Genomic DNA, 21,663 nt, shown 5'->3' with positions numbered 1-21,663 from the left:
GTGCTTCCTATGATGATTCCCTGTGCTCTGTCCGTAGTGACTGAGACTGGAGATCTTAGTGGCAACAAAACATTCTCATTCTGATGATCACAATGACGTTGATGCGAACATTGTAGAGCATCCGTCAGACCCCAACTCAACGGTTGAGTCGACCGCATCTGAAACCGCCACTTCTTCTGAGGCCGAGGCTGCGACAGGTCCCTCCTTTCCTGTCGTTGCTGACACTGTTTCTCAGGAGCAGCATGTTGAGGAGGAGGAGGCTCAGCAGCAGGCTGAAGAGCCTACAACTCCAGTAGCATCTTCCTCCACTGATACTGAGGCATCTTTGCCCACGTCGAGTGAGGTTTCTGCATCTGCACCATCCCCTGCGCTGAGCACTGCCTCGTCCGCACACGAGCAGGAAGAGGCTGCACCCGTTGCCGAGAAGGCCGAAAGCGTTGCCGATACCTCTCAGAAGGAGCTACCGACACTCTCAGAAACGGACACAAATCGTGCCGAGGTAACGCAACCGACTGATGCGGAGATCCCCGCTCAAGAGGAGACGGTCGAAGCCCCGCGCGCGACAGAAGAGCAGGCGCAGGAGGCACCCACGACGCCTGAGCAGGAGCCGTTGCCTGTAGTAGGCACCGTAGGCACCAGCGAGGCCGAGACGCCTGAATCCCAGCCCCCAACGGTGATTGAAGTAGATGTCCAGGCCATCGAGGAGAAATTGTCTCCATTTGGTCAGGAAAGCTTTGCCTCGCTACATGCGTCAAAGGAAGACGAGGTTCGTTCCTTTACCTCTTTCATTGAAGAATTTCGCCAGGCCGAGGCCCAGGCGCGCTTTGATGCCTCGCTGCGTGAGTCGCAGCTAGAGGCCTTCGCGCTGCTTTCACCCCTGGCAAAGCGCCAGGTGGAGCGTACGCAGACTGGGCAGGAGCAGGAAGAGAGCCAGGATATGGTGGCAGGAGAAGAGGCGACTGGCTCTACTCCCGTTGCCGAGCCTGAGCGTTTGGACGAGACGATTTCTAGTCCTGCTGATACGCAGGAGACAGTGCCTGAGCGCACGACGGAAGAGGTACCTACAAGCATGAGCGAGAGCGAAGAGAAGAAAAATGTGGAGTCAGAGAAGAGCGAAGAGGAGAGCGCCGCTCAGCCAGTAAAAGAGCGAGCGGTCTCACCTCTCTTGCGCCCGGCCTCGCGCATTCGCTTCCCTCGTCATAGCGCCCGCCACCTGCGCGAGGAGCGCGAAAAGGAGAAAGCCGCCTCAAATGAGGCTGAGGCTCCGGCCCAGCCAGAAGCCGAGGCCCAGCCAGAAGCTGCGCCCGCGCCTGCTGAGAGCACACCGCCACGTCCCGTGCGTCGTTATCGCTTTGACCGTCCCTCTGCCTCAAAAGCAGCAGCGGCTAAGCCGGCGCCTGCCACTAGTGGTGCGCCCAGTGCCACCAACGGGACGACCCCTTCAGCCCCAGCCGTGCGTGCCGAAGAGAGTTTAAAAGAGACCAAAGAGACCCCGGAGATCCGCGCGGTTGAAGCCGAAGCCCAGCCAGAAGTGGCGCCGAAAGCTGCGGAGACCGCAGCGGGTCGCGAAGGACAGACAATCAAGAAAGCTAATCAGGATTCTACTGCCTCCGAAATAGCGACGCCACCCGCCAAAGAGAATGGGCGTCGTCGGGGGCATGAGCGCCAGAAAGAAGTGACAAGCACTATGGCAACATCCCCTGTAGCGCCAAACTTGGATAATACACCAACATATACAACCCTGGCGGCGGCCGTCGAGGAGATCGCTCCTGAAGACCTGCCACCCCTGGAATATTCTGAATTGCAGAAGGCGGCATCTTCACGTCGTCGTCGTCGCCATCGCCCTACGACAGGTAGCACGAGCGTGCCGGTTACCCCGATGCCTTCAGAGCCAACACCCGCACCAGCGCTAGCGCAGCCAACCGCGCTAGCCCAACCAACCGCGCCCGCGCAGCCAACCGCGTCCGCGCGTGGACAGAACAATGAACTCGCGACACCAATGAGCCCATTGCCTCAGTCTCCTTCAGGGATGGCATATTCCATCGTGTCGGGCTACACGATCAACCAGATGAATCATGGCGGCGATCTGCCCGGCCCATTTATGGGACCTGATCCCTCGCCCGCCCGTGGCAGTGTCTTGAGCCGCGATGGGCGCACCATTGCCCGCGCCGAGACTCAGCGTGCGCCTTCCTACCCAGTCTCAACGCCCGGCTCGGGTCGTGGCCAGGAGGGTATGCCCAGCGCCGCCGCGTTTAATCACTTTACCAACTCGATTGTGCAGGCCTTGCAGTTGCAGTCAGACCGCCTGGTGACAGAGATGCGCCGTCAAGCGCAGGCTCCCACCAATGTTTCGGTCACCCTGCCTCCTTTCCCCTCGACCGAGCGCGTAGGCGTCTTCGTCGACGTGGCCAACCTGCTCTACTCAGCGCGTACCCTGCGCATGTCGGTTGACTTTGGCAAGCTGCTGGACTTTCTGCGCGGTAATCGCCGCCTGGTGCGTGCACAGGCCTATTGTCCCACCAGCCCCCAGGCCGGTGATGAGCAGATGTTCTTGCAGGCCGTGAAGGGTCTGGGCTATCGCATTACTACTAAGAACTACAAGACCTTCTCCAGCGGGGCGAAAAAGGCCGACCTGGACCTCGACCTGTGTATGGATGTCGTACGCCTGGTTGAGGGGCGCGCGGTCGACTGCATTGTGCTAGTCAGTGGTGACAGTGACTTTATGCCTATGCTCGACTACTGCTCCGATCATGGTGTGCGCGTTGAAGTGGCGGCCTTTGACGAGGCGATGTCTGCCACCCTGCGCCAGAGCTGCGATCTCTTTGTCAACCTCTCGTTGCTCGAAGAAATTCGCTCGTAGTAATCCCAGAGAAAATATGTTAAAATGGCAGCGGTTTTTAACCCTGCCATTTTTTTGTGCTGATTCAAGATGCATTTTTTTGCTTCACAGCAAGAAGAATGCTATACTACGAAACTGGCAGGCAGTAAAAAAGCATCCATGCTCTCTCAGACCTGTAGGGACCAGCTTTAGCGCGTCCGAATGCCATTCATGGCAGTGCGGCGCTAGCCGGGGCCTTTTATGGGCAACAGACAACTACTGCCAACATGTGCTTGGGAACGTTTTGGGCTGCGCCCACAGGCGATTAATCGCCTTCGGACGCGCTAAAGCTGGTCCCTACCAAGTATGGCGCAGTTCTCAATTTCCCAGCAGAGTCCTTTCTGAGCGCGAGTGTGGAAATAAGCAGGGGAGAGATGTCCTGGTACGGGTCATTTTTCACCCTTCAAAATCTGAGGAATACCAGTTCTATATCAGTGGATCTATATTTGACGATTTTTGTGATCGTACAAGCCACCTGTGATAACTGGTTGCTATGTTCACATTTTTTATATATTTCTCTATCTATAGAGGAGAAAGGACCCTATCGAATGCGTCGCCCGTATTTGCGTGGTAAGTATGGCTGGTTCGTCCAGATTACTCTGCTGCTCTCGCTCGTAGCCATGGTGCTCTCTGCTTGTGGTGGTAGCTCAAATGGTGGTAACAATTCTAATAGTGGTAACACCGCTGCCCCCATCAAGGTCTCCCTGGTAACCGACATCGGCGGCCTGAACGACAATGGTTTTAACCACCTCTCATATGTTGGTTATACCAAAGCCAGGAAAGAGTTGAACTTCGACGAGCGTGTCATCCAGTCGACATCACAGAACGACTATGTCTCAAACCTGACCCAGGCTGCCCAGGCTGCTGACCTCGTCTTCGCCGTTGGCTTCCTGATGCAGACCCCTATCTACCAGGTTGCCAAGCAGTTCCCCAACAAAAAGTTCGCCATCATTGATGGCTGTGCCACGGCTCCAGGTAAGTTTGACTGCACCAACCTGCCAAACGTTGCGCCGCTCTTCTTCAAAGAGCAGGAGGCGGGTTGTCTCGTAGGTGCGATGGCGGGCCAGATGGAGCTTGATGGCAAGAGCAAGCTGCCAAAGCTCTCCGGTTCAAATACCATTAGCGCGGTTGGTGGCCAGGCGATCCCCCCCGTGAACCACTACATCGCGGGCTACAAGTACTGCGCGCAGAAGGTTGATCCCCAGGTCAAAGTCGTGGTTGGCTTCTCCCAGGATTTCGCCAACGTTGCCAAGTGTAAAGACCTGGCTCTGACCCAGATCGACCAGCATAAGTCGGACATCGTCTTCCAGGTCGCTGGTGGTTGTGGTATCGGCGCACTGGACGCTGCCAACCAGAAGGGCGTATATGGTATTGGTGTCGACGCTGACCAGGGTTACCTGCACAGCAATGTCATCACCAGCGCTCTCAAGCGCGTTGATACCGCTGTCTACAGCACGATTGTCAACTTCTCGAAGAACCAGTACACCAACACTCCTCCCGTCTTCGACCTGAAGCAGGATGGTGTTGGGTATGCGACGCCTTCGAGCGATGTTCCTGCCGACGCCAAGGCCAAGGCCGACGAGTTCGCGCAGATGATCAAGAGCGGCACGCTGACGCCGCCTGCTGACATTCCTGCGGACAAATAAACACGATCAAACGCCAAAGTCGAAAGCGGTTACTCTACTCTGGGTGGCCGCTTTCGACTTTTTAGTGTAAATATGACAACATTGGCATAAGTTTGTTTATTATCAATTTTACTGTAGGCCTTATCAGGAAACCTTCGCGCGGAGCGCTAGCCACGAGAGTGGCGCGTGCCCCCGAAAGGGGGTTGGGTTTCGCATAAAAGGTAGGCTCAGGTAAACGTGTGTGCGAGTGAAGATAAAGAAGGGCGTAATCCCTGACTTCAGACGTACAGGCGTCTCTCATGGGTCAAAAATCCTTAGGCCGTCCTGGCACTAACCTCGAGTACTGTATCCATGGCATGAAGCTGCTTGACTACAGGCTGAGAGCATTCCTCAATAAAGGCTCCAAAGAGATTTTTCCATGCTGGCTCATCATTCCAGATTTCTTCGGGATGACATTGGGCCGCGAGCATAAAGCGATGATCAGGTATCTCCAATAACTCCGCCACACCATCCTCTGCCCGTCCACTGATGATGACCCCGGAACCAGGTTCTTTCACCGCCTGGTGATGCAGGCTATTGACGCCCAGATCATACTTGCCCAGGATAGTAGCCATGCGGCTCTCCTCCTGAACGTTGATGCGGTGGACGATCTGATTGCGCGGTAACTCCCAGTTGGGATGCTTCAAGCTCTGGGGATACTGCGCCTCCAGATCCTGGTAGAGGCTGCCACCCAGGGCCACATTTAACATCTGCATACCACGGCAAATACCAATTGTGGGAAGATTCTCCCGCACAACCCAGCGGACCAGCTCCAGCTCCAAATCATCGAGCTGCGGGTTGGTTTTTCCCAGCATGGGATGCGGCTCCTCATTATAGTGGCGCGGATGCAGGTCGATTCCACCTGAGAGTAACAAACCATCGAGGCGAGGCAGAAGCGTCTGGAGGCCCGCGAGATCGTCAAGAATTGGGATGAGAATAGGGACGCCACCCGCTGCTTCCACTGCCCGTATGTATGCTATGTTGTTGTAGAATATGGGCCGATCCGACTCAGCCCCCACGCCTGCATGACAAGGTATACCGATTAATGGACGCATTACCAGTTACTGCCTTTCTAAATGTGTTCAAACTCGTTCACATTGATGATTGCGGTGAAAAGATCCGCAAGAAAGATCTTCTTATCCGAAATCCTGAGCGCGCTTGTCCCCGAATGGGGGAAGCGCTAGTCACGCGAGTGACGTTGGGTTTCGGAATAAAATCATAATAAAAAAAAGCGAAACACCAAACTTGCGTTTGTGCGTTTCGCTAGCGGGTAGCTGCTACTCCCTCATTCCACGAAACGCAATGTTCTTACTACAAACCCTGTAAGCTCCAGCCAATGCTGGAGCTGAATAATCATAAGGGTAAATTTTGTCGCAAGAACACGCTGCTGCTTCATCTGTTGTTACCTGACGTTTAAGCTTGTTATGACATTTCTATACAGATGTTATACATTTATCATACAAGTAATGTCAAGAATTGTACGCTTACAAGAGGACCTTTGGCTTATCGAGATGGTTTAGCCATTGCCAAAGAGGGCCTGCAACCACTCCAGCCAGTAGCCTGAGTCACTCTTCGTGGTCCTGGTGGATGCTGTCCTGGTTGTGGTTGTCGTATCAGCTTGTACGACCACAACAGGCTTCTCGCCTGGACGTACATAGCCTAACTGCTGCCTGGCTTCGCTTTCGATTACGGCTGGATCTTTATACTTGTTTACGTCTTTTTTGAGCTGGTCATTGCGCTGTTGCAGGGACTGCAAGCGCTGTTGCTCGCTCTGTACCGTCCGCGTCAACTGGCTATTGGACCAGGCCTGAGCCAGGGTCCCTAGCAGGAGCACCGCGCAGATCAGCCCCGTAATCCACATCAGCGTTTGCTTGAAGAGAGACTGCCTCCTGGCCCGCTGGTGACCGAAGGTCTCCTCCAGACCTATGGCGGAGGTCACATGACCGTAACTCTCCTCGGGGCGTGCAGGAAATTGTGGCTTCCTTGATCGTCGCTGCACAATCGCTCCTCTCAATCGGCGAGACGCCGCGTAACTGTCTGCGCCCTTGTCTTTAGTACTTAATACGAAATAAACGCGCTAGAAGTAGCATTTTGTCGGTCTCAGGATATGAAGGCTATATTCGAGTCTCTATGTGCCTGGGAAAAGACTTGCTTGTAGGTAAGCTCTGTATCGAAAGTATATTAGAATACGCTGAATACGCTGAAATTTAGTGGTGCAAGTTTTAGCTTGACTTCTCGCACCTGTGGTGCTCGCCTGGATAGGTGGTGTGTGGTGGATCCTGTCAGTCACAGCACTTGCCCAGAAAATAACACTACTATATATACTACAACGTCTCGCGGACCAAAAGTATTTCCAGAAGCGAGAGAAGGAGGAGGGAAAAAGCGCCATCCCTATTCTATGGCCGGGGGCAGCTTTCCCCCTGCACACCGGCGACTAGCGCGTCGTGAGGAGGAGGAGACCCAGGAGATCGAAGCCAAGCAGCACACACAGGAGTCCGAAGCCGATGAGCAAGGCATAGGTCTTCGCGCTTAGCATTCCCAGGGTGGAGAGTAACTTCTGCAACTCGGATGGCACCATCTGTCTCGGTGCCAGCGGCCCGGTGTGGGACAATGGGCGAGACGAGGGCAGCTCCTCAAGCAAGGCGCTGATGCGGCGCATTTCTCCAGAGTTGATGCGCTCTTCCAGCGCTTCCTCAAATGAGCTGTGAAGCTCTTCTTCACTCAATTTGTCGGTTGTAGGGGAAACCCTGGTGGCAGGTACTGGCGCGACCGCAACCATAGGCGCGGTCTCATATCTCTTGTATGCTGCCTCTGATGTGGCCGGAATTTCTTGAGACCACAGGGGCATTTCAATGGCTTCGATTGTGCTGCTCAATGTACAGGACATTGTGTCTCCTCCTTATTCCTACTACACATCTATTCTCTATACGAGTAGAAGTATCGGAAATATGACGAAAAACTTGCCAATATTGGCCAGATTTGACGCACTTTTTGCAGCTTTAAGTAGAATCTAATTTTCTACAAGCTGCCTTTAAGCTTTGATCCAAGGATTTTTAGGGTGAAGACCACGCCCTTTTCTCTGGCTGTCCTTACTCTCCCCTTGCCCATCCGCCCGCTCCAAAAATACTCTGCTTTCTATTAAGACTAAAGTCATGCTGAGCTCTTGTTAGACATGGTGTTCTCAGCGTCTGCGACGCTTCGCAGGGGTATAGGATGTGCGGTGGAGGTGGGTCGGCTTCGCCGACCCACCTCCACCGCACATCCTATACCCCTGCGAGCCACGTAGTGGCGAGAAGTCCTGAATAGTTACCCCTTACAGATATAAAAACTTATGTTCACAATTAGAGCAGCGCTGCTATACTAGTCTTAAAGTACCTAATGTGTTACCATCCTAAGGAGTCCCCAAATGATCTCAATGACCGAGATATCTCCTGCCATAAATTCTATAAATGATGTAGGCATATTTTCTCCTGAGCGGGATATAAATGTGTACCTTGAGCATATCTGGAAGAGTTATTTTGCTGATATTCAACCTGTCAACGAGGTTTGTATTGCCTACTGTTATCCCTGGAAGACGCGCCTGGGGGTGATTCGCATGACGTTAGATGAGAACACATCCTTCATTGGCATTAACTCCTTGCTCCAGGTTGCGCAGGTGCCAGAATGTGTGTTAATCACGACGATCGCGCATGAACTGGTGCACTATGTACACGGCTTCGGCTCTCCACGTCCGCGCCTATATCAGCATCCTCACGCTAATAGCGTTGTTGATAAAGAGCTAGAGCAGCGCTCGCTGGGTGAACAGCTATACCTTTGTAATGAGTGGATTGACAAAGAGTGGTATCCCTTTTATGATAAGCAACAGAAAGCTGGCTGGGTGAGCTGGCTGAGTGCGCGCTATTCTGCGCGTCGTGGTCGTAGGTCGCGCTAGTCCTCTGTGAGTGTAGCCGCTGTTTATATCTCTTCACCCTTCTACGCTCCTGGTCCTGGCAATCAGCCTTGATCACTGCTGCAGTGGATGTGAAGGTAGATATGTACTCCAGCTCTTGACATCTCTTTATACCATATGATATATTCATGCTAGCTCCAAAGATGTGTGCCACGCCACCACTGGTGAACAACCAGGTCCAAGCAAATTCCAGGCACACAAATTCAAATACAAATTCCAAAATTTTACACGCCGACGATGGCTATGTGTTGAGAAGTCGTACATGTTCTTTGGACCATTAGCTGGCACCTCTTACTTCATCAAAGCTACCCGATGCCACAACCACGCTTTACAGGGGAGGTCTGCTCTTCCCGCATGATTGTACTTTCATTAAAAGCTTTGTTTCCATTAAAAGCTTTGTTTCTTTCCCACCAATTTCATCTAGGTTCAACCCAGAAAGGAGAAGGGGCGCTTTCCTCAAGCAATTGAATGCTTCGCCGCCCTACATACCGTGAACATTGCAGAGTTAGAAGTTAAAACGCTGCCGGAGTTACGTGATATCGCTCGCGACCTTGAACTCTCCGGCTACAGCACCCTCAAGAAACAAGACCTCGTTTTCCGACTCCTCCAGGCCAACACCGAACAGCAAGGCAACATCTTTAGCGCAGGGGTATTGGAGATCGTTGAAGATGGCTTTGGCTTCCTCCGTCAAGAGCGCTTCTTGCCCGGGAATATGGATGTCTATGTCTCGCAATCGCAGATTCGTCGCTTTGGCCTGCGTACCGGTGACATGGTGTCAGGCCAGGTTCGCCCACCCAAGGATAACGAGAAGTATTATGGCCTGTTGCGCGTCGAGGCGATCAACGGTGTCGATCCGGAAGTCGCTAAACGGCGACCCCACTTCGAGGTTCTGACGCCGATCTCCCCACGAGAGATGTTCAACCTTGAGACGGGTGCCTCTAACATCTCCGGACGCATCATCAACCTTGTCTCCCCCATCGGTCGTGGACAGCGCGGCCTGATCGTCTCCCCTCCTAAAGCCGGTAAAACCATGCTCCTCAAGTCCATCGCCAATTCCATCACCGCGAACTATGACGATGTGCATTTGATGATCGCCCTGATTGGTGAGCGCCCTGAGGAAGTCACGGATATGAAGCGTTCCGTGAAGGCCGAGGTCATTAGCTCAACTTTCGATGAGCCGACTGAGGCGCATACACGCGTGGCTGAGATGGTACTCGAACGGGCCAAGCGCCTGGTGGAAGGTGGACGCGATGTCGTTGTTCTGCTCGATAGTATCACGCGTCTGAGTCGCGCCTATAACCTGGCCGTGCAGCCAAGTGGGCGTACCCTCTCCGGCGGTCTCGATCCCAGCGCGCTCTTTCCCCCCAAGCGCTTCTTCGGTGCCGCCCGTAAGATTGAAGAGGGTGGTAGTCTGACCATCATCGGCACCTGCCTGGTTGATACAGGCAGCCGTATGGACGATGTGATCTACGAAGAGTTCAAAGGTACCGGCAATATGGAGCTTATCCTGAATCGTAAACTTGCCGAGCGCCGCATCTTCCCCGCCATCGACATTTCCCTCTCCAGCACTCGCCGCGAAGAACTCCTGCTCGACGAGAAGACGCTGCGCGCCGTTGTGGTCATGCGCCGCATGTTCGCGACCCTGTCTGATCAGGCCGGTCGTACGGGTCTGGAGGCCATGGAGGCTCTCTTGCAGCATATGTCGAAGACAGGCAACAACATGGAGTTCCTGGCGACCCTCAAAGGGAGCATCTCGTAACAGTCGTTTGACTGCTTCACAATCGCATATTCCCTGATATATACAGCGCGTCACCTTGCTCTTGCGCCTGACTCGTGGTTTGGCATAGCATACTAAATGCTAGTAGAACCACAACGAGCAGGATACCAGCTAGCAGAACTGGTCTTCTCTCGTCTCATCGCTTGAGCGGTCCAGATGGTGGAGCGCTGTATTTTTTGTCAGGAGGTATTGCATGACGACCACTGTGCAGACGTTTCAAAACTTTATTGGTGGCAAGTGGCAGGCCGCGCGTGAGGGAAGAACCTTTGCCAACTATAATCCCGCCACGGGCGAAGTACTCGGCCATTTCCCGCTCTCGTCCACGGCCGATGTAGATGCAGCCGTTGCCGCTGCCCGCCAGGCCTTTGAGCACTGGCGTCTCGTCCCCGCGCCTAAGCGCGGCGAGATTCTCTTTCGTGTCGGCGAGCTGCTTTCGCGCCACAAAGAGGAATTGGCACGCATCATGACGCGCGAGATGGGGAAGGTACTCAAAGAGACACGCGGCGATGTGCAAGAAGGCATCGACATGGCCTACTACATGGCTGGTGAGGGCCGCCGCCTCTTCGGCTATACCGTGCCCGTGGAGCTACCCAATAAGAGTGGTATGGCTCTGCGCGATCCCGTGGGGGTTGTGGCCTGCATCACGCCCTGGAACTTTCCCATTGCCATCCCGACCTGGAAGATGTTTCCGGCGCTGGTTGCCGGCAATGCCATTGTCCTTAAACCCGCCTCGGATACACCACAGAGTGCCTTGCGCCTGGTCGAGATCCTTCAGGAAGCTGGTCTGCCTGAAGGCGTAGTCAATCTCGTATGTGGCTCTGGTCATGAGGTAGGCGAGGCCCTAATTCATCATCCCGATGTGGCGGTCATTTCCTTTACCGGTTCGACTGAATCGGGACGTCATGTAGCGGTCGAGGCGGCGCAATCGCTGAAACGCGTCTCGCTGGAGATGGGTGGCAAAAACGCCGTTATCGTTCTCGATGATGCCGACCTGGATCTGGCGGTGGAGGGTGTCCTCTGGAGTGCCTATGGTACCACGGGTCAGCGCTGTACCGCCTGTAGCCGCCTGATCGTGCAGCGTGGCGTGCATGATCACCTGCTAGAGAAGTTGCTGCCGCGTATTGAGCAACTGCGCCTGGGTGATGGCCTGGATGAGCAGGTAGATGTCGGACCGGTGATCAATGCCAGCCAGCTTGAGAAGATCCATGCCTATGTCGAGATTGGCCAGGGCGAGGGGGCGACGCTGGTAACGGGTGGAGCGTGTGCTGAAGGCGAAGGACTGACTTCCGGGAATTTCTATCGCCCGACGCTCTTTAAAGATGTGCGCCCGGAAATGCGCATTGCCCAGGAGGAGATCTTTGGCCCAGTGCTCTCCGTGATCGCGGTCGACACCTTCGACGAGGCCATCGCGGTCAATAACCAGACGCCGTTTGGCCTCTCCAGCGCGATTTATACCCAGAACATTAACAATGCTCAGCGGGCCATGCGCGACCTGACCACGGGCATCCTCTATATCAACTCTGGCACGACGGGTGCCGAGATCCAACTTCCCTTCGGGGGCACGCGCGGTACTGGCAACGGCCACCGCGAGGCGGGCATTGCTGGCCTCGATGTCTTCACCGAGTGGAAGGTGGTCTACACCGACTACAGCGGCAAACTGCAGAAAGCCCAGATTGACAGTTAGGATGTAACCGAAGAGAGGGGTCCAGCCCGCAGGTTGGACCCCTCTCTTCAGTACACCAGCGTTGTATGGGATAGTTATCTAACGTTCTGGGCGGCCGCTGGTGCCTTCAACGAGGTTCTTGAGCGATTGCAGGGCGTGATCCAGGCTTTCGTTGATGGTTTTTTCCTGTGAGCTGATGGACTCTTGCATTTCACGGCTGATCTTGGGCGAAGGCTCAAAAGATAGATGGACAGTGACCTCTGTTGGGCCTTTGTTTTCATCGCCTTTGGCTGCAAGCCAGCCGCGATAGCGCTCTTCGCCTTCCGCACCCCATTCCATGCGGTTCTTGCTCTTGTCGACGCGGAAGAAGCCATCAGAGTCATAGTGGTGTCCATGAGCCTCGCCCTCGACGCGTACACGCTCTCCTTGCTGTGGCTCCGCGCGCTTCGTCGTCGGCAGGTACTTGGGCAGATTGCTCACGTCCGACATAAAGTCTTCTACCTGGCGCCTGGGAGCCTGGATCTTAATAGAGCGCTCATATTCTCCCATAGTGAAAACCTTCCCTTCCTGGTGGTGGGCTGATGGACAGCCCCAGTTCTGCTTAATGTGTTATCTCTTCCTGGTGATGCCTGTGCACAGGCTGTGCTGCTCGCCTGTCACTGCTATTATCAACATACACATCACACCAAGCGAACCGGGTCTACCTACATGCCTACAGTATCTTAAAATGATGACACCTATGCCTAGAGGTCATCCGTTCAGACGGCCAGCCGTCTGGGGAGAACTGCGGCTCCCGCTACTCCTCGCCCCACTTGCAAAGGGTCGGAGCTACTTTTGCGTAAGATGTTGTACGATCCGTTGATATCGGCATGAATGAGGCGTCCATCCCTGGCGCGATACCAACTGCGAGTCACACGCTTGCCTGAAAACACCGGCTTCTCAGCAGCGTTGGCCTCATAGGTTGGGATGGGATGGGGTCGTCGTCCAGAAAACTGGCCTTGCTGGTGTAGCTTTCTTCTTGAAGGATGACCCTGATCCCAACCAGGTGCGCTTTGTAGGTCAACTGCTCAATAAAGCGAGCATGGGGAAGCTGCACAAACTGCTGGTTGTTCTTGCGCCCCATGGTCACTTCCTGTTTCCACAAGGGATTCTTGCCAATCACCAGCGTTCCGATGCCTTCGCCCACCAACAGATCAATGATCCGACGGCTGGCCGTGTGCAGATACGCATCCACACGGCGATTGCGCTTCGTCGTCACACGATCCAGGGAGCGCGAGGTGTATAGGTTCTCATGCGCGAGGCGTTGCTGCTGCCTGGCGCGCTCTTTGTTGTTAAAACTAAGCATGAGTGTCACCACTCCTACTCGTCTTCAAAACCGTGCTTGACAGTTTCCCGTCACACGGCTCCTCAGTAACATGGCCTTTGTCGTAGGTACCGTTGGCCTTTTTCGAGTGGCGCTCGTCGTGGCAATGACGATGGAGAGCGAACTTGTTGCTCAATTCCTCTCCGCCTCCTTCACTTTTCGGGGTAATGTGATCGATCTCTATGAGGTCTTCATCTTTGAAGTACAGTCCACACCAACGGCATTTTCCCTCTTGCTTCTGTAAAAGTTTTGCTTTAACTCCGTTAAGAAGCGGGTGTTTCTTGAGTCGCTGGCTCCAGTAAAGAAGATTTCCGTCATATGGGCTGGCAGTTCCTTTCACTTTTACATGACGCCGGATGTATGTTTGTTGGTGGTTTCGTAGTTGTAGGTCGGGGGTTCGGAAGATCCATCCCTTTCCTTCATCCACTTTCCAATACTTTTGCATAATCCAGTGTCGATTTTTGTTTGGGTGCCTGCGATTCGCCCATCTTTCCAATTGTCGAAAAAGTACCATGTCGCAGTGCTTGAATGCCCTTCTTGCACAGATGCTTCGGTAGTAGTTTGCCCATCCGTAAATGACCGGGTTCAACTCTTTAATGAGCTTTTCCTGTTTCATGCTCCGGTGCTCTGCTACCAGACGATGCGTTTCTTTCACATGGTGCGCAATCGCTTCCTTACTGGGTCTGATGAGTGTCTTGAAGCCAAGTGGTTGACCATTAGGCCGCTTTCCGGTGTGTGTTTTCCCCATCGGATACTGGCGTATGGTGAAACCAAGGAAATCAAATCCCGTTTTTCCCTGATATTCCATCAAGGTGTGCGTGATCCGTGTCTTGCTCGGCTTGAGTTCTAGTCCAATGCGCTGTAACCATTCCGAAAGGATTTCTTTTGCTTTTTCGACGCCTTCGAGCTTGGGATGGAAAACCACCAGATCATCGGCGTAGCGGACAAATTTGGGTCGTCCCTCCTTCCACCGGTAGGCCGCTATCAAGTCCGTTTCCATACCATGAAGCGCGATATTCATAAGTAATGGTGAGATGACTCCCCCCTGCGGGGTTCCTTTCCGGGTCTCGTCAAATATGCCATTATCAATGATTCCCGCTTTGAGCCAAGCTTTCACAAGCAGCCTTACTGCGGGATAGGTGTCGAGTTTGGCGAGAAGTGCCTGATGATCAATATGATCAAATGCTCCTTTAATATCGGCATCCAGGACATACTTTGCCTGTGTGCAGATATTGGTGTGAATGGTTTGAATTGCATCATGACAGGAACGTCCAGGGCGGAAACCAAAGCTATTGGGTTCAAATTTGGCTTCCCATTGTGGCTCTAAAGCGAACTTTACGAGGCACTGGTGCGAGCGATCTCGCATGATGGGAATCCCCAAGGGTCTTTTCTCATCCTTTCCAGGCTTGGGAATATAGATCCTTCGCACTGGTTGGGGTTTGTATTGAGACCATTGCTTGGGGTGGATTTGTTCAGCCAGAGTGAAACGCTGGGCCGGTTTGACTGATTTTACTCCGTCAATGCCTGCTGTGCGTTTTCCCTGGTTGTCTTGGGTCACTCGTCGAACCGCTAAAAGCCTTGTCGCTCTGGATTTCATCAGAAGTTTCTGTAGTTTGTGGACTGCTCTTGTGTTGCCACGGCTCTCGGCTTTGAAGATGCGCTTTTGTAGGCGGTAAACATGCTGCTCGAGCTTGCGCCAGGGCAGCTTGTTCCAACTTTCACTCTCAGGGTCAGGTGGTAGCTTGATCTTGGGTGCCTTCGTTTTCACCATACTACTCGTTTCTCTTCATTCCATGTTACCGTGCCTACGTCAGCATATCCTGGGCATTACCCCAGGCATTGGCTTTTTAGGCAATCCTTCTCGGAGGCAGCTTGCGGATGGTTTCCTGCTCATCGTATCGACCTCCAATGAGAGCGTACCTTCGAGTTACTCCGTTCCGATTATCTGTTTTGCGCTGCCGTAGGTTTGTGCTATCCACCGGGTACGCTAGTGAGTGAGGCAGGGTATCACTACACTACCCTTTCACTTTCTCCATTGTTTCGCAGATTGGTACCTTACCTTTTGGTCAAGTCTATCAGCCTGTTTGACTTGTTCAACCTAACGATGGTTCCGTTGCACATTCGCGTTATTCATTCTGTTGAATGAACTGCTAACCATAGCCGCCTGACTCGGAGATGGGTCTGCTTCAGACTAGCAGTTTCCTCTCCTGGATACCGCTTTACGGATTGAGGACCAGTCGCTACCGTAGGGCATCGTCTTTCCGTGCTCACTTCACAGGTGAGGAATTGCACCTCACGTCAGATAATCAGTTATCAAGACATTGATCAATGTCTTGCCAGCCTTCCCCTTACTTATCCAGCAAGTTTCGGCTGAACGGATCGCACGTAGCACTGATTGAGGCTTTTGAGGGGTTTGCCACTCACCAGGCGAGGCACAAAACCAGATTTGTCGCTGGTGATGGCTGCGAGCACATTGACGCCCACATCCACGGCGGCTCGAAGCTGCGGGTTGACCGCAGCCGGTTGGAGCTCCTGCTCATAGACGACCTCCAGCATGTAGCCATCAGCGCGTGGAACGATGCGAACCTGCCTGATGGCCTCCCAGGTGATCTGGGTCGCGATCTCGATGGGCAATCCTGATGGGATCAGCTTGCCCGTGCGCTTGAATGCCCTCTTGCCCAGGGCTTTTTTCTCGTAGATGAGCAGGAAACGGCCCTTGGCCTTGTCTTGATAGCCAGGGAGATTGGGGCGTCCCGTGAAGGCAGAGGGGTCTTCGCGGTAGGCCTCCATCACGCGCAAAAAAGCTGACCCAATTGTGGTGGAGCTGAATGAGGATGGCATTACTGACTTTGCGAGGCAGGGCACAATAGGCCTCATGCTGTTTCAAGCGATGGAAGATGGCAGCGTAGGGCAGATAGGTTCCCTCGTGAATGAAGGCTTGCCGGACGTGGTAATTGGCCTGGTTGTACAGGTTTTTGGAGGCAAAAGCTGCCCGATCAATGACGGCAAAGCGTGCATCCTGGTGACGAATGAGATGTCGTTCGACCAACTGCACCTGGTACCTTCTCCTTTTCCAACAACACGTCCTTCGTGTCGGTGAACCTCTCTTGGCGTTTCACACAAGAACATGCTTTCTAACAAAACTCTACCAGAGACGTCTCCAGTTGTCAATATCCGGCTGGCATGAATCCTTGGAAACGTTTATCACACCCCTCTTATACGCGCCTGATGCGTAGGGCTAGCAGCAGGCCAAAGGAGACGGCGAGCAGGACTACTGCCAGGGCGATAGATTTGTCCAGGTCGTCCTGCGAGGCGAGATAGATGGCGGTGGGCATTGTCTGGGTGATGCCGGGAAAGTTGCCCGCGAAGGTAATCGTCGCGCCAAATTCACCCAGGGCGCGCGCCCAACTCAGGCCAACTCCCGCCAGGAGCGCGGGACGAATCAGTGGGAGGGTCACGCGCCTGAAGGTATACCAGGCGGAGGCGCGCAGCGTATAGGCCGCCTGCTCGTAGCGCCGATCCATCTGCTCCAGCCCGGCCTTGGCGCTATTGATAAAGAAAGGGGCGGCGATAAAGGTCTGGGCCATAATGACGGCAACAGTGGTAAAGGGGATGCTGATGCCAAAGGTGCGCAGATAGCTCCCAAGCAGTCCCATGCGTCCAAAGGTCAGTAGCAGGGCCACGCCCGCTACCACAGGTGGGAGAACGGTTGGCATGGTCACCAGGGTTTCCAGAAAGCCGTGCCCGCGAAAGCTGCCTCGCGCCAGGAGATAGGCCACGGGCAGGCCAAAGACAACGGCCAGGAGGGTGCTCACCGTGGTTGTCAGCAGGCTGATTTGTAGGGCCTGGAGGATATCTGGCTGTTGCAACTCGCTCCAGACGACAGCAGGGGCCTCATGGAAGAGCAGCGCGACCAGGGGGATACCCAGAAAAAGGAGAAAAAGCGCGCTCAGCAGTCCGATGCCCAGGCGAAAGAGGAGGTTTCCCCAGCGCCCTCGCCACTGCCCTGTCCAGTACGTGAGGTGTTGCTTGCTTGACTGCTCCATATGCTCTCCCCTTATGTTCTGCCTTCATCCTTGTAAAGCTAATAGGTATATAGATATAAAATAGGGTAGGTTGGCAACGCCAGCCTACCCTATTTTATATCTATTAACTATTCACGCTGATAAAGTGATAACGTGTGAGAATGGCCTGGCCCTGTGTGGAGAGCACGAAATCGATGAACGCTTGCGCATCCTGAGCATATTTCGAGTCTTTGGTGACAGCGATGGGATACTCGGCGATGACGTTAAAGGTATCAGGGATGTCAATAAGCGTTACCTTCGACGAAACGGCCTGCGTGATATCCGTCAGGTAGACAAAGCCCGCGTCGGCCTCACCCGTTTGCACCTTCTGTACGACGGATTTGACGTTCTCCTCCTGAGAGACGAAGTTGCCCTTGACTGCGTTCTCATAGCCGCTGCCATAGTCGGCGGACTTGCCCATCTTATCCAGGACTTGCAACATATACTTTCCAACCGGGACAGAAGGGGCCGCGACTACGATCTTCTTGCCTTTCTGTGCCAGGTCCTTCAGCACTTGAATTTTGCCAGGATTGCTGGATGGAATAATGACCGCCAGCTTGTTGCGGGCGAAAACCTTGCTGGTGGTGACCAGGCTGGCATCACTGGCCTTCTTCATATTTGTCTGATCGGCCGAGGCAAAGATATCGGCGCTGGCACCATTGGCGATCTGTTGCTCAAGGAGCTGAGAGCCATTGAAATTATATGTGATGGTCACGTTGGGATGCGCCTGCTTATACTGGGTGGCTATATCCTTGAAAGACTCAGTAAGCGAGGCAGCAGCGAAGACATTGAGGGTCACAGGCGAGGCGCTCGCCGTACTCTGTTTGGTGTTCGTCGATGTGTCCGTGCCTCCGCAGGCCATCAGGAGTAGCGTAAATAGTACCAAGAGGATCGATAAGATGCGATATTTGCGCACCATGATGAGGACCTCCTTATCCGAGCACAGGTGTGATACATAGGGATGTTTGTATCTTAGCCCGTCAGCTCGCGTCCAGCTTCTTATACTCAGCAAACAAGTACTCAATGATTGAGTATACGAGCCGGGATTATGGAAGTCAAGGTTAGATTTTTATGTATGTGGCGCTGGCGGGCAGCATTCGCCCGCCAGCGCCACATACAATAATTTGTTTAGAGGTGCTATGAGGATTGCAAGGGATGTATATGCTTGGGGACCCTGGCCCGCCTAAAGCGTCTGGAGTGTCTTCTGGACGGAGGCTATATTCTCTTGTACTGCCAGGGCGTATGTGTTCATGCTGAGGGCTGAGAAGACCTGGAGCGCGTTCTCGTAGCAGGTAATGGCGGCTTGCAGATTGGCGCGGATGTCGCCGACCTGAAGCTCGCGCAGGGTGTTGCCACTGTTATTCTGTGTCGCGGCCCATTCGAGAGGGAAGGTGGTGGGAGTATAGACCTTGTGGGTTGCCTGGTAGAGGGCGATAGCCATCTCCAAATTTTTCTGCCGGTTGCCTTCCTGGTACTCGCGATAGGCGTTGGCCAGGTTGAAGATCAGGGAGGCCCATTCTATGGGAGCCGCCTGGGCGAAGTCGACCTGGAGGGCGGCCTCGTAGTGCAGTATCGCGTGATAGAGATTGCTCTGGTGATCGCCATTGGGTAGCTCAGCATAGGCAAAGCCCAGATTGCTCTGGGTTTTCTGCCAGTCCAGGGGATGCAACTCTGGCTGGTAGATCTTGAGAGCCGCTTCAAAGCTGGCAATAGCATGCTCAAGGTGTTTCTGGCGGACCTCGGGTTTCTCGTCTTGCAGGTGGCAGTAGGAGGTGCCGAGGTTGGTTTGGGTCGCGGCCCACTCCAGGGGTGTGTACTCGCTATTATAGACAAGTAGGGCCGCGCGATAGCAGGCAATGGCCTTCTGAAGGTGCTCCTGGCGCTCTTCTAATAAGGAGCCGTACGCGCCTCCCAGGGAGAATTGTACACGCGCCCAGTCAAAGGCATAGGCCTTACGATTATAGACGGTGAGCGCGGCCTCAAAGTTGCTGACGGCCTGGTGTAGGTGCTGCTGGATATCTCCACTCTCCAGGCGGCTATAGGCCTGTCCCAGGTTGCTCTGTACATTGGCCCAGCCAATAGGAAACTGCTCACGTGTATAGACGCGCAGGGTGTTTTCAAAGCAGGCGATGGCCTGGCGCAGGTTCTCCTGCTCATTCCCATCTGGCATGTCCAGGTAGGTCAGGGCCAGCATATTATTCGTCTTGGCCCATTCGACAGGATGTTCCTCAAGCGTATAGACGTCAAGCGCATACTGGAATTGTTGAATAGCTTTCTCCAGGCGTTCTTGCTCATTGCCCTCCGGCAGCAGGTTATAGGTAATGCCGAGATTGGTCTGCGTGGAGGCCCATTCCAGGGGATACGCCTCGCGAGTATAGACGCGCAGGGCCTGGCTATAGCAGTCAATAGCCTGGCGAAGATTGGCTTCTTCGCCCTCGCCTTCTCCCGGGGGGAGATTACGGTAGGCATTGCCCAGGCTATGCATGATGTCGCCCCAGTGCTCTGGTGTATGCTCATAAGTATTGATTTCCAGGGAGGCGCGATAGTGCTCTATGGCGCGGCGCAGGTGTGTCTGCCTGTCGCCACCTGGGAGAAAGGCATAGACATTGCCCAGGTGCTGGTGTGTCATGGCCCAGTGCTCTGGAGCGCGATCCCTGGTGTAGACTTTGAGCGCGTTCTCGTAGCAGCTAATGGCCTGCTTCAGTGTATCGTAGCGATCTTCGTTTGGCAGGAGGCAGTAGAGATTGCCCAGGCTATTGTTGACCATAGCCCAGGCCAGGGGATAGTCCTGTAGCGTGTAGACTTTGAGTGCGTTCTGGAAGTAGAGCAGGGCCTTCTCCAGGCTCTGGCGCGTATCCTTTCCGGGCAGCGAGAGATGGGCCAGGCCTAATCCATACTGGGCCTGCGCCCACTCGCCTGGCGCTTGCTCACGCGTGAAGATCTCTAGTGAGGCCTGGTAGCAGGCAATGGCCCGCCTGAGATTAAGCTGGCGGTTCCCCCGCTCCAGGCTACCATAGATCTCGCCCAGCGCGTTTTGCGCGCGCCCCCACTCTGTGGGTGTCTCATGGATACTATAAAGCTCCAGAGCCTTTTGCAGGCAGGCTATCGCTTTATCCAGGTAGTCCTGGCGCTCGCCTTCTGCCTGTTTACTATACCATAGACCCTGGGCATAGAGGGCCTGGGCTTCCTCGTGCTGCTGCTTCTCGCTCATCTTCTTCTCTACACTCGATGCACTATCTCTACAGCCTGCGCTACGTGTTGACTCCTACCAATCCGGTAACGTGACTGCCAATATGTGTCTTTTCAGATTGTACGAGTCCACCCCCACCTTGTCAACAAATAGCTTGCTGGGTGAGGTAACTCACCTTTGGCTTATGAGATGTTGCATTGTTGCGCTCGCTGAGGCATGGTATGCTGAGGACACCTTAACGATGCATGTTACCTCGGACAGAAAGATGAGTTTAATAGAGTGAATAGTTTTACTATAGGTATTTTTGAGGAGGCAATCGATGGACAATAGCCAGGCGCAAATGACAGCGTTCTTGACAACGTATTTTATTGTTTTAGGCGTTATTCTACTTGTAAGTATTGCGATTAAACTTTTTGTCTGGTGGAAGATTTTCTCTAAAGCTGGCTACAGCGGGGCGCTGAGCCTGCTGCTGGTCTTTATTCCCTTGGCGGAGCTTGTGTTGCTTTTCTACCTGGCGCTTGCTGAATGGCCAGTGCTTCAGGAACTGGCGGCGTTGAGACGTGGCCCTGGTTTTGGCGGTTACCCGCAGCAACCACCATCTGGTCCTGGCTATCCACAGCCACCAGTCGGCCCTGGCTATCCATCATACCCCCAGCAATAATTCGCCCTTACCCATCAGCACCCTGATGGATGAGCTTCCAGCGAGAGGAGCCAGAACCTTGAAATTAGCTAATTTCAAGGTTCTGGCTCCTCTCGCTGGCTTAATACACATTTTTACCTATCCTTTGCGGTATGTTTACATGTATATAACTTTCCTTTAACACGGCCTCGTTAAAATAAGTATCGTTGAAGGAAACAAACGAGCACATTGAAGCGCGCTAGACGGCGGGTCTGTATCGGTAGACTACTTCTTACGGCACCCCCTATCGCCCTCCTTGTGTTCCTCTCAAGCCATGTTGCCCTGCGGGGTGGCATGCCCCTGTATACGACGCATGCTCTAGCGGTCAAGAGGATGCGCTCGTTAGCGAGCGAGAGGCCTGCCTACTCGAACCTCTCGCTCCTGGTGGTTAGAAGGCGTATCGCTTGTACTCTCAGCTTATCCTCCTCACCTCTTG

18 protein-coding genes are annotated in these 21,663 nt (G+C 53.9%); 7 read left to right on the top strand and 11 right to left on the bottom strand.

Translation table 11 applies throughout. The features are described 5' to 3' along the window. Nucleotides 1-58 precede the first annotated feature (58 nt). The gene (locus KRAC_RS69265; RefSeq protein ID WP_007912891.1) at nt 59-2,860 is read left to right on the top strand and encodes a LabA-like NYN domain-containing protein; all 2,802 of its coding nucleotides are present in this window, start codon (nt 59-61) and stop codon (nt 2,858-2,860) included. A gap of 566 nt (nt 2,861-3,426) precedes the next feature. Further along, nucleotides 3,427-4,524 carry a BMP family lipoprotein gene (locus tag KRAC_RS27440; protein ID WP_040444222.1) on the top strand — a complete coding sequence of 366 codons (1,098 nt, stop codon included), beginning with the start codon at nt 3,427-3,429 and terminating at the stop codon, nt 4,522-4,524. 293 nt (nt 4,525-4,817) lie between these two features. Here the strand turns inward: KRAC_RS27440 and KRAC_RS27435 are convergent, their stop codons facing one another. From KRAC_RS27435 to KRAC_RS27425, 3 genes are all read right to left on the bottom strand, one after another. Next, on the bottom strand, nt 4,818-5,597 hold the full coding sequence (locus KRAC_RS27435) for a gamma-glutamyl-gamma-aminobutyrate hydrolase family protein (protein WP_007912885.1): 780 nt from the start codon (nt 5,595-5,597) through the stop codon (nt 4,818-4,820). A gap of 461 nt (nt 5,598-6,058) precedes the next feature. After that, nucleotides 6,059-6,541 (bottom strand): FtsB family cell division protein, encoded by a 483-nt coding sequence (locus tag KRAC_RS27430; RefSeq protein WP_007912882.1) that lies wholly within the window; start codon nt 6,539-6,541, stop codon nt 6,059-6,061. 435 nt (nt 6,542-6,976) lie between these two features. Continuing rightward, nucleotides 6,977-7,429, bottom strand: a complete 453-nt coding sequence (locus KRAC_RS27425) for a hypothetical protein (protein ID WP_007912881.1) — start codon at nt 7,427-7,429, stop codon at nt 6,977-6,979. Nucleotides 7,430-8,029: 600 nt separating this feature from the next. On the opposite strand from KRAC_RS27425, the gene KRAC_RS27420 reads away from it, so the two are divergent. The 3 genes from KRAC_RS27420 (at nt 8,030) to KRAC_RS27410 (ending at nt 11,952) form a co-directional block, all read left to right on the top strand. Then, nucleotides 8,030-8,473 carry a hypothetical protein gene (locus KRAC_RS27420; RefSeq protein WP_157507109.1) on the top strand — a complete coding sequence of 148 codons (444 nt, stop codon included), beginning with the start codon at nt 8,030-8,032 and terminating at the stop codon, nt 8,471-8,473. 508 nt (nt 8,474-8,981) lie between these two features. Then, the gene (rho, locus tag KRAC_RS27415) at nt 8,982-10,250 is read left to right on the top strand and encodes a transcription termination factor Rho (protein ID WP_007912879.1); all 1,269 of its coding nucleotides are present in this window, start codon (nt 8,982-8,984) and stop codon (nt 10,248-10,250) included. A 211-nt stretch (nt 10,251-10,461) separates the two neighbouring features. Further along, nucleotides 10,462-11,952: an aldehyde dehydrogenase family protein gene (locus KRAC_RS27410; protein ID WP_007912877.1), complete on the top strand. Its 1,491-nt coding sequence runs from the start codon at nt 10,462-10,464 to the stop codon at nt 11,950-11,952. Between the two features lie 78 nt (nt 11,953-12,030). Here KRAC_RS27410 and KRAC_RS27405 read toward each other — a convergent pair whose 3' ends face one another. The 5 genes from KRAC_RS27405 to KRAC_RS66560 all read right to left on the bottom strand — a co-directional run bounded on the left by KRAC_RS27405 (nt 12,031) and on the right by KRAC_RS66560 (nt 16,159). Next, nucleotides 12,031-12,480 carry an SRPBCC family protein gene (locus tag KRAC_RS27405; protein ID WP_007912876.1) on the bottom strand — a complete coding sequence of 150 codons (450 nt, stop codon included), beginning with the start codon at nt 12,478-12,480 and terminating at the stop codon, nt 12,031-12,033. Between the two features lie 209 nt (nt 12,481-12,689). After that, complete coding sequence (locus KRAC_RS76300; protein ID WP_244421913.1) at nt 12,690-12,863, bottom strand: hypothetical protein; 174 nt, start codon at nt 12,861-12,863, stop codon at nt 12,690-12,692. Then, nucleotides 12,842-13,276, bottom strand: coding sequence for an IS200/IS605 family accessory protein TnpB-related protein (locus KRAC_RS27400; RefSeq protein ID WP_052568616.1), 435 nt, complete (start codon nt 13,274-13,276; stop codon nt 12,842-12,844). Before KRAC_RS27400 ends, KRAC_RS76300 begins: the two co-directional genes overlap by 22 nt. Continuing rightward, nucleotides 13,269-15,065, bottom strand: coding sequence for a group II intron reverse transcriptase/maturase (ltrA, locus tag KRAC_RS27395; protein WP_007905969.1), 1,797 nt, complete (start codon nt 15,063-15,065; stop codon nt 13,269-13,271). Before ltrA ends, KRAC_RS27400 begins: the two co-directional genes overlap by 8 nt. 581 nt (nt 15,066-15,646) lie before the next feature. Next, complete coding sequence (locus KRAC_RS66560; RefSeq protein WP_244422253.1) at nt 15,647-16,159, bottom strand: hypothetical protein; 513 nt, start codon at nt 16,157-16,159, stop codon at nt 15,647-15,649. Nucleotides 16,160-16,169: 10 nt separating this feature from the next. On the opposite strand from KRAC_RS66560, the gene KRAC_RS76295 reads away from it, so the two are divergent. Next, nucleotides 16,170-16,394: a hypothetical protein gene (locus KRAC_RS76295; protein WP_244422251.1), complete on the top strand. Its 225-nt coding sequence runs from the start codon at nt 16,170-16,172 to the stop codon at nt 16,392-16,394. Between the two features lie 115 nt (nt 16,395-16,509). Here KRAC_RS76295 and KRAC_RS27380 read toward each other — a convergent pair whose 3' ends face one another. From KRAC_RS27380 to KRAC_RS27370, 3 genes are all read right to left on the bottom strand, one after another. After that, the gene (locus KRAC_RS27380) at nt 16,510-17,340 is read right to left on the bottom strand and encodes an ABC transporter permease (RefSeq protein WP_007912875.1); all 831 of its coding nucleotides are present in this window, start codon (nt 17,338-17,340) and stop codon (nt 16,510-16,512) included. Between the two features lie 103 nt (nt 17,341-17,443). Further along, nucleotides 17,444-18,277, bottom strand: coding sequence for a molybdate ABC transporter substrate-binding protein (modA, locus tag KRAC_RS27375; RefSeq protein ID WP_007912874.1), 834 nt, complete (start codon nt 18,275-18,277; stop codon nt 17,444-17,446). Nucleotides 18,278-18,541: 264 nt separating this feature from the next. Beyond that, the gene (locus KRAC_RS27370) at nt 18,542-20,569 is read right to left on the bottom strand and encodes a tetratricopeptide repeat protein (protein WP_007912873.1); all 2,028 of its coding nucleotides are present in this window, start codon (nt 20,567-20,569) and stop codon (nt 18,542-18,544) included. 298 nt (nt 20,570-20,867) lie between these two features. On the opposite strand from KRAC_RS27370, the gene KRAC_RS70275 reads away from it, so the two are divergent. Next, nucleotides 20,868-21,209, top strand: a complete 342-nt coding sequence (locus tag KRAC_RS70275) for a hypothetical protein (protein WP_007912872.1) — start codon at nt 20,868-20,870, stop codon at nt 21,207-21,209. The last annotated feature ends 454 nt before the right edge of the window (nt 21,210-21,663 follow it).

The organism is Ktedonobacter racemifer DSM 44963, assembly GCF_000178855.1.
Classification (GTDB): Bacteria; Chloroflexota; Ktedonobacteria; order Ktedonobacterales; family Ktedonobacteraceae; genus Ktedonobacter; species Ktedonobacter racemifer.
Note: the sequence above shows the minus strand (reverse complement) of the source record. Positions and strands in the feature narration are given on the sequence as shown.